Below are 13,208 nucleotides of genomic sequence, written 5' to 3'. Positions count from 1 at the left end.
GTGTCGGCATCAGGGTGGATGGCGGAGAAAGTAGGTGTCAGGGTGCCGGTGGTCATCACGCCCGATGCCGGGCAGGCCACCCCGGCGAGCTGGAGGTTGCTCGGCGTACCGGCCGGGAGTCGTAGTCCACGATGAGCTTCGCCTTGCTCGGCAGGAACTTCTTCCAGCGGTCCTGGGCGGTCTCCCAGGCGCCGTCCTGGTTGCAGGCGCAGAAGCCGATGGTGATGCTGTTCCAACTGCCCGTCGCGGCGGTCTGCACCTGACTGGTGACGTTCGAACCGGTGAAGTTCATGGTCATGTCGGGTTGCGGCGAGTCGGAACAGCCGCTGCCCTTGTTGGCGTGCCCCTCGGCCGAGTCCAGCCAGGTCTTGAGCTTCATGGACGAGAACGACGCCTTCATCGTCGCGTTGATCACCGGAGTGAGGTACATGTGGGTCCAGGTGTTCCCGCACGACCACGAGTGGTACAGGCTCATCTGCACATAGGCCGACTCGATGTGCTTGCCCTTCAGGGACACCACGCCGTTGGTCGTGGGGAACTCGAAGAACGAGCGGAACCGCGACCCGACGCACGGTCCGTCGGGGCTGTACCCGACCCGTGCCACCCCGTAGTCGGTATTGGTGCAGCCGTCACTCGTCGCGTAGGCCCACTTCGACTTCCCCACCGACCATGTCGGGTCGACATAGACGGGGTAGGTCGCGGAGCGGAGCAGATCGGCGTCCGGCACGAGCGTCAGCCCGCGGCCGTCCATCCGAACCACCACTGGCGCGGTACGAGCACCGTTCTCGGCTGCCACCGCATCGGACTTCAGCAGCGCTGACTCCTGCGCGGTGGACGTCGTGCGGGCCGGGCGCGACGAGTCCCACATCACGGCCCGTTCCGCGGATGCGATCGGAGTGGTTCCGACGGAAGCGCGCAGCGAGCCGTTGTCCAGCAGGGAGATCTCCGCGTCCCCTCCGGATTTCAGCGCGATGGCTCGTACGGCCGGATTGGAAGCGGCCTCCGGGGTCTTCAGCACCAACACGTGCGTGAAGCCGGTGTGGGTGGCGCGGACGACGAGGTCGACGTCCGGCAACACGCCCGAATAGGTTGCGGAGTCGCCGGTCACCACCGGCGCGGGCAGGCGGCCGGGCCAGGAGAGCGTCATCGTGCGGCCAGCCCGCCGCAGAGTCACGAGTGGTGTGCTGCCACCGCCGGAGAAGGCCACGTCCGCCACTGACGCGGCCGGTCGCAGCAGGCCGTCACCCGCCTTGCCCAGCCGTAGATCCACCTCGGCCCACCGGCCGTCGGCACGGCGGGTGCGCTGCGGTTCCACCGCCGTCTCCAGCCGCAGCCGGCCATCCGGCTGCGCCACGACCTGGGTGTACTCCGAGCGTGAGGCATCGACCGCGACCGGTCGACCGCAGGCCATCGCGGTCTTGACCGCGTCCTCCTCGGACGTCTTCGTCGCCGCACAGGCTGGTGCGGCGTGAGCGGGTGCTGGCGCCGGGCCGCCGATGGCCACCACGCCGGTCGCGGCGGTCATCGCCACGACGGCGATACCTGCCACTCGACCGCGTATCCGCCGTGGCCGAATTCCTGCCCACCCGAATCTGGGCAGCGTCCATTGTCTCGCCATCGCAGCACTCCCCCGTGTCCGTTGGTGATCAGCGGAACGCATAGAGGCGCGGGCAGGCCAACAATCAGCCGTTCAGCGCTGCGCCGGGGCACGGTTCGGCAGGGACCGGACAACCTGTGGCGGTCAGTTCGGCACCCCCTCACCCGGCATGCGCGCGCGCTCGACGTGAACGCCGCCGTTGCGGAGGGCTTCGATTCATGTCAATGTAAGTTGAGCGTGGGAGCGCTCCCGCACACCACCCCACCACCCTGAGACCCGCCTTCGGAGTCAAGGAGCATCATGCGCCGTCCCTTAAGGTCCATCGTGGCCGCTGGCCTGCTGGCCGCCGGCACGATCGTCGCCGTCGCCGTCGGCGGCAGCGCCTCCGCCGACACACAGATCTGCGAACAGTACGGCTCGACAGTCATCCAGGGTCGCTACGTCGTGCAGAACAACCGCTGGGGCACCACCGCCCAGCAGTGTCTCAACGTCACCAGCAACGGCTTCGAGATCACCACGCAGAACGGCAGCAGCCCCACCAACGGCGCGCCCACGGCGTACCCGTCGATCTTCCTCGGTTGTCACTACACCAACTGCTCCCCCGGCACGAACCTGCCGATCCAGGTGAGCCAGATCAGCAGCGCTACCAGCAGCATCTCCTACCGGTACGTCGGCGGCGCCACCTACGACGCGGCGTACGACATCTGGCTGGACCCGTCGCCCAAGCGCGACGGCGTGAACCAGATGGAGATCATGATCTGGCTCAACCGGCAGGGTCCGATCCAGCCCATCGGCTCGGTGGTCGGCACGACCAACCTGGCCGGCCGGACCTGGGAGGTTTGGCGGGGCAGCAACGGCTCCAACAACGTCATCTCGTACGTCGCGTCGTCGGCGATCTCCAGCCTGAACTTCAGCGTCATGGACTTCATCAACGACACCCGCAACCGGGGCGCGATCACGAACTCCTGGTATCTGACCAGCATCCAGGCCGGCTTCGAGCCGTGGCAGGGTGGCGTCGGTCTCGCGGTGACCTCGTTCTCGGCCAACGTCAACGGCGGCGGGGGCAACCCCACCAACCCGCCGCCGACCACCCCGCCGCCGGGCGGCAACTCGGGCTGCGCGGTGAAGTACACGGCCAACTCGTGGAACAACGGCTTCACCGCCGACGTGCAGATCACCAATACCGGATCCAGCGCGATCAACGGCTGGACGCTCAGCTACAGCCTGCCCAGCGGGCAGACGGTCACCAACGCCTGGAACGCCACGGTGAGCCAGAGCGGGTCCGCGGTAACCGCCCGGAACGTGAGCCACAACGGGTCCCTCGCCCCCGGCGGTACGGCCAGCTTTGGCTACCAGGGGACGCTGAACGGGTCGTACTCGTCCCCGAGCAGCTTCTCGCTCAACGGGAGTACCTGCTCGCGTAGCTGATCCGACACCCCGACGGCGGGGGCGTGACCTGGACGGTCACGCCCCTGCCGGAGTGAAAGAATCACGCTTAACTATGCATTAATATTATCTCAGTACCTTCCGGAAGATGTCGGCTATAGCGTCATTTCGGCACGATGTCCCCTCGTCGATCGTCGTCTTCCTGATCGCGATCCCGTTGTCCCTGGGCATCGCCGCCGCCTCCGGAGCGCCCCTGCTGGCCGGGCTGGTCGCCGCCGTCGTGGGCGGGATGGTCGCCGGCGCGCTCAGCGGCGCGCCGCTCCAGGTCAGCGGGCCGGCCGCCGGGCTCACCGTGATCGTCGCGGGCACCATCGCCGAGTTCGGCTTCGCCGGCACCGCCGCGATCGTGACCGTCGCCGGGCTGCTGCAGATCCTGCTGGGCATCACCCGCCTCGGGCGGGCCGCGCTCGCCCTGTCGCCAACTGTCGTACACGGGATGCTGGCCGGCATCGGCCTGGTCATCGCGCTGAGCCAGGTGCACGTCGCGCTCGGCGGCGAGCCCCAGAGCTCCGCGTGGGCGAACCTGCGTGACCTACCCGGCCAGGTCGCCGACTACCACAGCGTGTCCGTGCTGCTCGGTGCTCTGACCATGACGCTGTTGCTGCTCTGGTCACGTCTGGTCAAGACCACCCTGCTGCCGGCGACCCTGGTGGCGGTGGTGGTCGCCACCGTGGTCGCGACGGCCGTGGGCGCCGACGTGGAGCGGGTGGATCTGCCCGCCGACCCGTTGGGCGCGCTCACCTTCGCCCGCTGGCCCGACTCACCGCTGTGGGAGGTCGTCCCGGCAGTCGTCACCATCGCCCTGGTGGCGAGCGTCGAATCTCTGCTCTCGGCGGTGGCCGTCGACCGGATGCACCACGGCCCACGGGCGAACCTCGATCGGGAACTCATCGCGCAGGGTGCCGCGAACGCCGTATCCGGGACGCTCGGCGGCCTCCCGGTCACCGGCGTCATCGTGCGCAGCTCGGCCAACGTCGCGGCCGGGGCACGCACCCGCGCCTCGACCATCCTGCACGGACTCTGGATCGCCGGATTCGTGATGGCCGGCTCGGTACTGCTGGAGATGATCCCGATGGCCGCGCTCGCCGCCGTCCTCGTGGTGGTCGGCCTCCGGCTGGTGAGCCTCGCCCAGATCCGCACGTACGCCCGGCACCGGGAGCTGCCCATCTACGTGGTCACCGCGGTCGGCGTGGCCGCGACCGACCTGCTCATCGGGGTCGGACTGGGCATGGCGACGGCGGCGCTCCTCATGGTGCGACGGCTGGCTCGGTGTGACATCCAGGTCACCGAGCCAAAGTCCGGTACCTGGCTCGTGTCGATCACCGGAACACTCGCGTTCGTCGCCTCCGGACGGCTCACCCGCCGACTCGCCGCACTGCCCCCGGCGCAGCAGGTCGAACTCGAACTACACCTGGACTACCTCGACCACGGCGCCTACGAGACCATCCGCGACTGGCAGGCGTCCTACACGCGGGCCGGTGGCACCGTCCAGGTCAGCGAGGTGCACGGCTCGTGGTTCCATCGCGCGGGCACCGACGGGCTCGGCACCGGCAAACGCCTCGTTCGGTGCCCGACCCAGGAGATGGTTCGGCACGAGTTGCCGCCGCCTCGATCCACTCCGATTCCGTGAGGTCGGGGCATTTCGCGCCGGGGACACCCCGACTTTCATGAAGTCGAGTCGATCAACCAGAGCCAGAGCCAGAGCGGGTCAGCGGAGGCCGCCTCCGTAGCCGAGGGCTTCGCGCAGGAGCGCGAGGACCGTGGCGCAGAAGGTGTCCTCGGTCGGAGCGGCATGGGAAACCAGCGTGAGGGTGGTCGCCACCGGCAGGGCCAGTTCGACACCGGTCCATCCCGACAGCGGACCATCGTCCGGGCCGCCCTCGCCTGCGACATTCACCTGCACCACCAGACTCCGATGAATCTCGTAGAAGAGTGCGACTGGCCCGGGGCCGTCCGACATGGGGGCGTATCCGCACTCCTGCCAATGCTCGTCCATCGACCCGTCGCGCACGAACGTCAGCTCCCCGTGCGCCGGAAAGCTGGTGGCGTCGGCTAGGTCGGTAGTCGTCGTCCCCTCGCCGTCGTCGAAGCCGACGAGGGCGGACGGCCACAGTCGCCGCATGAGGTCGACGAACGCGGCCACGGCCGGCCGCGCGTCGAACGGCACCACGACGGGCGTGTCCACTCCAGTGATCTCCACGCACCACCCCGTCCATCCGCCGACCCCGGGAGACCCTCCACCCTGCCGAGATCCACTCGGGATCCTTGACGTCGGGGCATCCTCGCAGAGGGACACCCCGACTTCCGGGAAGTCGAGTCGATCATGCAGGAATCCTCAAACCCGGGTCAGGCGTACGGCGTCGGCGATGACCAGGCCCGTCGCGTTGCTCCACCTGCTGACAGCCACCCGGTTGGCGTCCCCGGCCGGCAGGGTGAACGTGCCGAGGGTGCGCCACTGCCCGCCGGTCGCCCGCTGGTCCACGTACACGGTCCTGTTGCCGGTGGTGGTGGCGACGATGTACGGGGTGGCGCTGTTGTAGCCGGTGTTCGTCGGCCACCACGCATCGACCCGGTAGGTGCCGGTCGCCGGCACGTCGAACCGGTACCAGGCCGGATCGCTGGCCGCGACCGGGTCGGCGTAGCGGTAGTCGGCGCCGTACCGCTGACTGGAGAACGTCGACACGCCCCAGTTCGCGCTTGCGGTGAAGCGGCCGGAGGTCGTGTTGTCAACGGTGGACGACCATGCCGTGCTGCCGCCGGCCATCTTCGTCGCGACGTCGGCGCGCATGACGTTCAGGTCGATGAAGGACGGGTCGATCTTGCCGGTGGTGCTGGTCTCCCGGTGGCCCCGGGCGTAGCTGCTGTCCCGGCCGAGGCGGGTGAGTACGGCGGCCGTCGCGGCGATCGACGAGTTGTATTGTGCGGCCGTCATCTCCTGGTCGACGCCGTTGTAGTCGATCTCCCACCCGATCATCAGGGTGTTGCCGTCGCCCGCGGGGATGGGCCCGCTGCCGCCGCTGACCCCGGCGTGGTTGCAGCGGCCGGCGGAGATGACGTGGAAGACGCCGTTGTAGTCGACAAGCGCCTGGCAGAGCGGGCCGGCCAGGTCGGAGCGACCGTTGATGCAGATGCCGAGCGCCGGGTGCGGGTTGCTGGCGCTGGAGGTCGAGGCCGTGTGGTGCCAGAGCACCCCGATCGGGTCGAAGGAGCCGGGCCGCATCCGGTTGAGCCAGTCACCCTCGACGACGACCTGGACCCCGGCGCCGCGCAACACGTCCACGAGCCACGGGATCGTGGCCATCAGGATTCGCCGAGCAGGTCGGCGAGGCACTCGGGGGCTTTCGGCGCGGCGCTCGCCGGGGTGGGCCGGACCACGACGGTGAGGGCGGCGGCCACCAGCGCGGGGATGCCGAGCACCCCGCGGCGGCGCAGACGGATGGACGGTGGTCGGGCCATGGCGATCCTCCAGCGAAGGCGGGTTCGAAACGGATCGACGAACGTGATGACGGCACGCTATACCGTCACGTGTGTCGATGTCGATAGCCTTCGCCGACAGGTCGCTGCTTGAAGGAATTCGCCGTATCAGGCGTCGCCGAGTGCGTCGATGTCGCGCATCTCCTCCGCCGTCAGAGAAAAGTGGAAGACGTCGAAATTGGCGGTGATCCGCTCCGGGGTCACCGACTTGGGGATCACCACGATCTCGTGGTCGATGTGCCAGCGCAGCACCACCTGCGCCGGAGACACGCCGTGGGCGGCGGCGATCCTGGTCAGCACCGGATCGCTGAGGTCGCTGGTCTTGAACGGGCTGTACCCCTCCAGCACCACCCCACGGTCCCGGTGCTCGGCGTGCCGCTGCCGGTCGTACAGCGCGGGACTCCACCGGATCTGGTTCACCGCCGGGTTCTCCTCGGTCGACTGGATCAGCTCGTCGATCTCGCCCGTGCTGTAGTTGCTGACCCCGACAGCCCGGGTCAGGTTCTCGTCCCGGGCGGCCAGCAACTCACGCCACAGCGGAATGCTGTCCGCTGGCGACGACGGCGGCCAGTGGATCAACCAGAGGTCCACCTGGTCGACGCCGAGCGCCTCCAGGCTTGCCTCCAACGTCTCGCGCTCCCGGCCGATCCGGTCCGGCGGGAGCTTCGTGGTGAGGAAGATGTCCTCCCGACGCAGCCCGCTCTCCCGGACCGCCCGGCCGACCTCGCGTTCGTTGCCGTAGACGGTGGCGGTGTCGAGGTGCCGGTAGCCGGTGTCGAGCGCGGCCAGCACGGCGTCGTAGCCCGCCTGACCGGTGGCCTGCCAGGTGCCGAAGCCGAGCAGGGGCATCTGCACGTCACCCGGGAGCGGGGCGGTGGGCTGGTCGCTGAGGTCCATGGGATCCGTTCTACCCCTCCGGGCCCCCGTACGCCGAGCGAACCGGACACTCCGGCAGCCAGCGCGATGGCCCGAATTGCCGGAGAATACGGGTGTGACGGACCGGCTGGACGAGTACCGACGCCGGCGCGACGCGGCCCGTACGCCCGAGCCGGTGCCCGCCCGGAGCCCCACGGCAGCCGATGCCGGCGGCGACACCGCCCGCTTCGTCATCCAACAGCACCACGCCCGCAGCCTGCACTGGGACCTGCGGTTGGAGCACGAGGGCGTGCTCGCGTCCTGGGCGGTGCCACGTGGCCTGCCTCGCGACCCGGGCCGCAACCACCTCGCCGTGCACACCGAGGACCACCCGATGGAGTACCTCGACTTCTCCGGCGAGATCCCCGCCGGCGAGTACGGGGGCGGCCGGATGGTCATCCACGACCGGGGCACGTACCGCTGCGAGAAGTGGCGCGACGACGAGGTCATCGTGACGCTCTCCGGCGACCGCACCGACGGCCGGTACGCGCTGTTCGCCACCGGCGGCCGGGACTGGATGATCCGCCGCACCGATCCCGCGCCGCCGGGGTGGACGCCGATGCCCGAGCTCGTCCGCCCGATGCACGCCACGCCCGCCGCCAGGCTGCCGCGCGACGGCGCCGCCTGGGGGTACGAGCTGCGCTGGGACGGCGTCCGGGCACTGGCGTACGTCTCGGGTGGGCGGTTGCGGCTGCTCTCCGAGACCGACGAGGAGATCACCGGCGGGTACCCGTGGCTGCGCGCGATGGCCGAGGCCCTGGCGCCGACCGAGGCGGTGCTCGACGGCGTGCTCGTCCGCATCGACGGCTCGGCAAAGGTGCGTCCGGCCCGCCCGACCAGCGGGACGCGGGTCCCGACCGGTGCGCAGTTCCTGCTCGTCGACCTGCTGTGGTTGGAGGGCGTGAGCAGCGTCGACGTCCCGTACGCGCAACGCCGGGAACTGCTCGATGGGCTGGCGTTGGCCGGTACGCACTGGCAGACTCCGCCGTGGTTCTCCGGTGCCGGCGACGAGGCCCTGCGCACCGGGCGGGAGCAGGGGCTGCCCGGTGTGGTCGCCAAGCGGCTGGACTCGGTCTACCAACCGGGCCAGCGCAGCCGACGGTGGCTGAGCATCGACGCGGCCTGACGGCGAGGAGCGACGTGTACCTGACCCACCTGGACTGCCCGCGCTGCGGCCTGGAGTACGCCGCCGACACGGTGCAGAACCTCTGCGACTGCGGCTCCCCGCTGCTGGCCCGCTACGACCTGCCGGCTGTCGCGAAGGCAGTCACCCCGGAACGTTTTCCGCTGCGCCCGGCCGACCTGTGGCGGTACCGGGAGCTGCTGCCCGTCGCCGACCCTCGGCACGTCACCACGCTCGGTGAGGGCTGGACGCCGCTGCTGCGGGCACCCGCGTACGGCACCGAGATCGGCATCGCCGATCTGATGGTCAAGGACGAGGGGCTGATTCCGACCGGCTCGTTCAAGGCGCGTGGCGCGGCGGTCGGCGTGAGCCGCGCCCGCGAGCTGGGCGTGCAGCGGATCGCGATGCCGACCAACGGCAACGCCGGGTCGGCGTGGGCGACGTACGCCGCGCGCGCCGGGATGGGCGCCACGATCGTCATGCCGCTGGCCGCGCCGACCATCTGCCGGCGCGAGTGCGTGGCCGCCGGCGCCGACCTGCGCCTGGTGGACGGGTTGATCAGCGACGCCGGCCGGCGGGTGGCCGAGCTGATCGCCGAGTCCGACGGGGCGATCTTCGACGCCGGCACGCTGCGCGAGCCCTACCGGCTCGAGGGCAAGAAGACGATGGGGTACGAGATCGTCGAGCAGCTCGGCTGGCAGGTGCCCGACGTGATCATCTATCCCACGGGCGGCGGGGTCGGCCTGATCGGCATCCACAAGGCGCTGCACGAGATGCGCGAGCTGGGCTGGGTCGGCGACAAGCTGCCCCGGCTCGTGGCGGTCCAGTCGACCGGCTGCGCGCCGATCGTGCGGGCCTTCGCCGCCGGTGACTCCCGGGCCCGCCCGTGGGAGGACGCGCACACGGTGGCGTTCGGCATCACCGTGCCGTCGCCGCTGGGTGACGAGCTGATCCTGGGGGCGCTGCGGGCATCAGCCGGCACCGCCGTCGCCGTCGACGACGCGGAGATCCTGACCGACCTGCGGGACTTCGCCGCCCGGGAGGGGCTGCTGCTCTGCCCGGAGGGCGCGGCCTGCCTGACCGCCGCACGCCAGCTGCGTGCCGGTGGCTGGATTCGGGCTGGGGAACGGGTGGTGGTGCTCAACACCGGCGCGGGGTTGAAGTATCCGGAGACGGTCGACGTCTCCGGCGTACCCGTGCTGGCCTGAGCCGGCATCCCGCGTGGCGCGGGATGCCGGCGGGCCGCGCTACTGGTAGGTGATGTCGGACGGCGCGTAGAAACAGTTGACGCCGTCGGCGCCCTCGCCGATCTTGGTCGGCTCGCTGCCCTTGGGTACGCCCTTGTACTTGACGCAGATCGACGTCTCCCGGTCCGGGTCGCCGACGATCGTGACGCGGCTGAAGCGTGCGGTGTCGCCCCAGTTGGTGTTGATGCCGGCGATCGTGTCGGTGTCGCGGACGACCACGTTGTCGATCACCACGTGCCGCTGGTACGACGTGGAGCAGTTGCCGCAGGCCCGGTAGAGCTTCCCGGAGTTCTCCACCCGGAAGTTCCTGATGTAGACAGTGCCCGCGCCGTTGTGCTGGAAGACCTTGTCGCTGGCCGACCGCGCCCCGCCGCCGTCGACGGTGTACGTGGTGCCGCCCCGGAAGGTGGCCGCGTCCTCGCCGACGTCCTCCCACCACACGTTGACGAGCGTGCAGTTGCCCTCGCAGTGCACGCCGTCACCGGCGGGCGCACCGATGATCACGTTCCGCAGGGTGGCGCCGGCGGCCAGCTCGAACATCGGGTCCTGGCTTTCGCTCTGCCCGCCGTCGCCGATGCCGTAGTAGCGCCGGAGTCCACCGTCGAAGGTGCCGGAGACCGCAATCGTCGCGTCCACCTTCTGGCTGCTGGTGGGTGTCGGCCAGCCCGAGGGCGGCGGGGTGGTCGGGCCCGACGTGGTGGGCGGTGGGGTGCTGGTGGCCGGTGGTGTGGTCGGGGTGCCACCGCCGGACGAGTCGACCACCACGTCGTCAAAGCCGCCGCTGGCGTACGCGGTGACCAGACCGATCCGACCGGCGCCGACCAGGCTGTTGCTGCCGGAGGCGATCTGCGTGCCGTTGACGAAGCCGCGGATGGTGCTGCCACTGGCCTCGATGCGCAGGGTGTACCAGGTGCCGGCGGCGACGCCCAGCGACGCGGAGCCGATCGCGGTGATGCTGCTGCCGTTGACGGCCTGGAGTTCGGCCCGTCCAGAGCCGAGCAGGGCCAGGCGATACATCTTGGTGCTGCTGCTGGCCCGGGCGGCGAGCCCGACCAGGCCGCTCGACGAGCCGAAGCTCGTCGGCCGGACGCGGGCCTGCACGGAGTAGGTGGTCCACCCGGCGTCGCCGGCGAACTGCCGGGCCAGCTCACTGCCGGCGTTGGACTGGTTGAACACCCCCGCGCCGTCGACCGCCCAGGTGCCGCCGGACTTGGACCAGCCGGAGGCGTCGCCGTCGGTGAAGGTGTCGGTGAAGATGGTGGCCGCGAAGGCCGAGGTCATGCTGGCGGCGAGGGCCGCCACGGTCACGCCGGCGCACACCGCCAGCACCAGTGGTCGTCGTCTCCTGTGCACGGTTGTCCTCCTTGACGCGTGTGGTGGCGATCCGTGGATCCGAGCGCGCGGGGACGTGCCGGCACGGCGCGCGGCCTCGAAGGCGGGATCGGTGTGCCCCATCGGATGCCCGGATCCGACAGCGGGGTGAAGCGGGACGAAAGCCGCGGGAAAGGGCTTTCCCCGCCTCTTCGAGGCTAGGACTGGGCACGCATCAGCGTCAATGCCTGGCGCTTGCAGGTCTGTTGCAGGATTTCGGCGGGCCGATCAGAAGCTGTTCGGCTCGGTCAGCCGCCAGGCCGCGTTGATCAACCCGATGTGGGACAGCGCCTGCGGCATGTTGCCGAGCTGCGCGCCGGTGGACAGGTCGATCTGCTCACTGAACAGGCCGACGTCGTTGGCGTGGCCCACCACGCGTTCGAACAGCTCCTCGGCCCGCCGTGGCTCACCCGCCATCACCAGGCACTCCACCAGCCAGAACGAGCACAGCAGGAACCCGGCCGGGTCGCTCGTCCAGCGTCGGACGAGCCCGTCCTCCGTACCCAGCTCGCGCTCCACCATCTCGATGGTCGACCGCATCCGCGGATCGGTCGCCGGCAGGAAGTGCGCCACCGGCAGGGCAAGCACCGAGGCGTCCAGCTCCGCCGAACCGAACGAGCCGGTGAACGCACCGATCCGGTCGTTCCACCCCTCGCGCAGCACCGCCTCGCGGATCTCGTCGCGCACCGCGGCCCAGCGACGCGGGTCGGCCCGCTCACCGAGCCGGTCGGAGAGTCCGACGGCCCGATCCAGGGCCAACCAGCAGGAGACCTTCGAGGAGAGGTAGTGCCGCTCCTCCTCCCGGGTCTCCCAGATGCCCCGGTCCGGCAGGTGCCAGGTCGCCGCCACCTGCTCGGCCAGCCCGAGCACCATCTCCCGCAACTCCCCGTCGAACGTCGTACCGAGGTGGTCGCGCAGCCTCCACACCGCCGACAGCACCTCGCCCGGCACGTCGAGCTGCCGCTGCTTCCAGGCGTCGTTGCCGACGCGCACCGGCCGGCTGTCGTGGTATCCGCGCAGGTGGTTGCAGTGGTGCTCGGAGATGTCCCGTTCGCCCTCCAGTCCGAAGAGCACCGGCACCGGTTCGTCGCCGAACTGGCCGATCGAACGGGCCACCCAGGCGAACAGTCTCGACGCCTCGTCCGGGCAGGCAGCCACCCAGAGCGCCCGCATCGTCAGCGAGAAGTCCCGCAACCAGGAGTAGCGGTAGTCGTAGTTGCGGTCGCCGCCGATCTGTTCCGGCAACGAGCTGGTCGACGCCGCCGCCACCGCGCCGCTGCGGGCGTACGTGAGGCCGGACAGCACCGTGGCACTGTGTCGGACCAGCTCCGGGTACCGCCCCGTGTACCGGTGCGACTGCCGGAACGCCTCCCACGCTCGCGTCGTGTCCGCGAGCACGGTCAGCGGGTCCAGTCGGACCGGCGGCTTCCCGTACGACTGCCCGAACGCCACGTCGATCCCCACCACCTGACCGGTCGAGACCTCGAACTCGTGGGTCACCCGGTCGCGGCCCGCCCGCAGTGGCATACCTCCGACGCGCAGCACCAACGTCACCGGGCCGGCATCGGCCACCACCGCCCCGTCGGGCTGCTCGTGCAGGTACGGCGTGAGCAACCCGTACTCGGGGCGGGGGGCGAAGTCCAGCGCCATCCGTACCCGCCCGGACAGTCCCTCGACCACCCGGATGAGCACGGCGGGCGAGTTCATGCCCAGTTCGTGCGCACGGGCGCCGTCCTCGGCGGCGAGCGCGTCCGTCACCGACACGCTGCCGTGCGGCGTGTGGTGCACCGTCCGCAGCACGAGCGTGTCCGGTCGGTACGCCCGCTCGACGCGGTAGCCCGGGCCACCGACGCCGACCGGCGCCAACCGGAAGTGCCCGCCGTCCGGGTCGAGGAGCCGTCCGAAGACGGACGCGCCGTCGAACCGGTCCGGGCACCACCAGTCGATCGAGCCGTCGAGGTCGACCAGCGCTCCGGAACGGGAGTCCGAGAGGAACCCGTAGTCGGAAATCGGCGGCTGCGTCACCAGCCGCGCG

The 13,208-nt window shown here is 70.3% G+C and carries 11 protein-coding genes; 4 read left to right on the top strand and 7 right to left on the bottom strand.

The features are described 5' to 3' along the window. Positions 1–55: 55 nt before the first annotated feature. Positions 56–1,549, bottom strand: a complete 1,494-nt coding sequence (locus ABZU91_RS00600; protein WP_355232827.1) for a hypothetical protein — start codon at positions 1,547–1,549, stop codon at positions 56–58. 348 nt (positions 1,550–1,897) lie between these two features. On the opposite strand from ABZU91_RS00600, the gene ABZU91_RS00595 reads away from it, so the two are divergent. Both ABZU91_RS00595 and ABZU91_RS00590 read left to right on the top strand, forming a co-directional pair. Beyond that, on the top strand, positions 1,898–3,025 hold the full coding sequence (locus tag ABZU91_RS00595; RefSeq protein WP_355232826.1) for a cellulose binding domain-containing protein: 1,128 nt from the start codon (positions 1,898–1,900) through the stop codon (positions 3,023–3,025). Positions 3,026–3,131: 106 nt separating this feature from the next. After that, on the top strand, positions 3,132–4,673 hold the full coding sequence (locus tag ABZU91_RS00590; protein WP_355232825.1) for a SulP family inorganic anion transporter: 1,542 nt from the start codon (positions 3,132–3,134) through the stop codon (positions 4,671–4,673). Positions 4,674–4,751: 78 nt separating this feature from the next. Here ABZU91_RS00590 and ABZU91_RS00585 read toward each other — a convergent pair whose 3' ends face one another. The 4 genes from ABZU91_RS00585 to ABZU91_RS00570 form a co-directional block, all read right to left on the bottom strand. After that, the gene (locus ABZU91_RS00585; protein ID WP_355232824.1) at positions 4,752–5,228 is read right to left on the bottom strand and encodes a hypothetical protein; all 477 of its coding nucleotides are present in this window, start codon (positions 5,226–5,228) and stop codon (positions 4,752–4,754) included. Positions 5,229–5,378: 150 nt separating this feature from the next. Next, positions 5,379–6,344 carry an N-acetylmuramoyl-L-alanine amidase gene (locus ABZU91_RS00580; protein ID WP_355232823.1) on the bottom strand — a complete coding sequence of 322 codons (966 nt, stop codon included), beginning with the start codon at positions 6,342–6,344 and terminating at the stop codon, positions 5,379–5,381. Next, positions 6,344–6,499, bottom strand: coding sequence for a hypothetical protein (locus ABZU91_RS00575; RefSeq protein ID WP_355232822.1), 156 nt, complete (start codon positions 6,497–6,499; stop codon positions 6,344–6,346). Before ABZU91_RS00575 ends, ABZU91_RS00580 begins: the two co-directional genes overlap by 1 nt. A 126-nt stretch (positions 6,500–6,625) precedes the next feature. After that, on the bottom strand, positions 6,626–7,414 hold the full coding sequence (locus ABZU91_RS00570; RefSeq protein ID WP_355232821.1) for an aldo/keto reductase: 789 nt from the start codon (positions 7,412–7,414) through the stop codon (positions 6,626–6,628). 94 nt (positions 7,415–7,508) lie between these two features. On the opposite strand from ABZU91_RS00570, the gene ABZU91_RS00565 reads away from it, so the two are divergent. Further along, positions 7,509–8,558, top strand: a complete 1,050-nt coding sequence (locus tag ABZU91_RS00565) for a DNA polymerase ligase N-terminal domain-containing protein (protein WP_355232820.1) — start codon at positions 7,509–7,511, stop codon at positions 8,556–8,558. A 14-nt stretch (positions 8,559–8,572) separates the two neighbouring features. Further along, positions 8,573–9,763 carry a threonine synthase gene (locus ABZU91_RS00560; RefSeq protein ID WP_355232819.1) on the top strand — a complete coding sequence of 397 codons (1,191 nt, stop codon included), beginning with the start codon at positions 8,573–8,575 and terminating at the stop codon, positions 9,761–9,763. Positions 9,764–9,802: 39 nt separating this feature from the next. Here ABZU91_RS00560 and ABZU91_RS00555 read toward each other — a convergent pair whose 3' ends face one another. Both ABZU91_RS00555 and ABZU91_RS00550 read right to left on the bottom strand, forming a co-directional pair. Continuing rightward, positions 9,803–11,155 carry a pectate lyase gene (locus ABZU91_RS00555; protein WP_355232818.1) on the bottom strand — a complete coding sequence of 451 codons (1,353 nt, stop codon included), beginning with the start codon at positions 11,153–11,155 and terminating at the stop codon, positions 9,803–9,805. 246 nt (positions 11,156–11,401) lie between these two features. Continuing rightward, positions 11,402–13,198 (bottom strand): glycoside hydrolase family 15 protein, encoded by a 1,797-nt coding sequence (locus ABZU91_RS00550; RefSeq protein ID WP_355232817.1) that lies wholly within the window; start codon positions 13,196–13,198, stop codon positions 11,402–11,404. Between the last annotated feature and the right edge of the window lie 10 nt (positions 13,199–13,208).

Origin of the sequence: Micromonospora sp. NPDC005174 (assembly GCF_040608495.1) — a bacterium.
Classification (GTDB): Bacteria; Actinomycetota; Actinomycetes; order Mycobacteriales; family Micromonosporaceae; genus Micromonospora.
Note: the sequence above shows the minus strand (reverse complement) of the source record. Positions and strands in the feature narration are given on the sequence as shown.

What these genes read in the sequence shown, in the direction of transcription:
- ABZU91_RS00590 (WP_355232825.1), top strand. Translation starts at nt 3,132, where the DNA reads ATGTCGGCTATAGCGTCATTTCGGCACGATGTCCCCTCGTCGATCGTC.
- ABZU91_RS00595 (WP_355232826.1), top strand. Translation starts at nt 1,898, where the DNA reads ATGCGCCGTCCCTTAAGGTCCATCGTGGCCGCTGGCCTGCTGGCCGCC.
- ABZU91_RS00575 (WP_355232822.1), bottom strand. Translation starts at nt 6,499, where the DNA reads ATGGCCCGACCACCGTCCATCCGTCTGCGCCGCCGCGGGGTGCTCGGC.
- ABZU91_RS00580 (WP_355232823.1), bottom strand. Translation starts at nt 6,344, where the DNA reads ATGGCCACGATCCCGTGGCTCGTGGACGTGTTGCGCGGCGCCGGGGTC.
- ABZU91_RS00570 (WP_355232821.1), bottom strand. Translation starts at nt 7,414, where the DNA reads ATGGACCTCAGCGACCAGCCCACCGCCCCGCTCCCGGGTGACGTGCAG.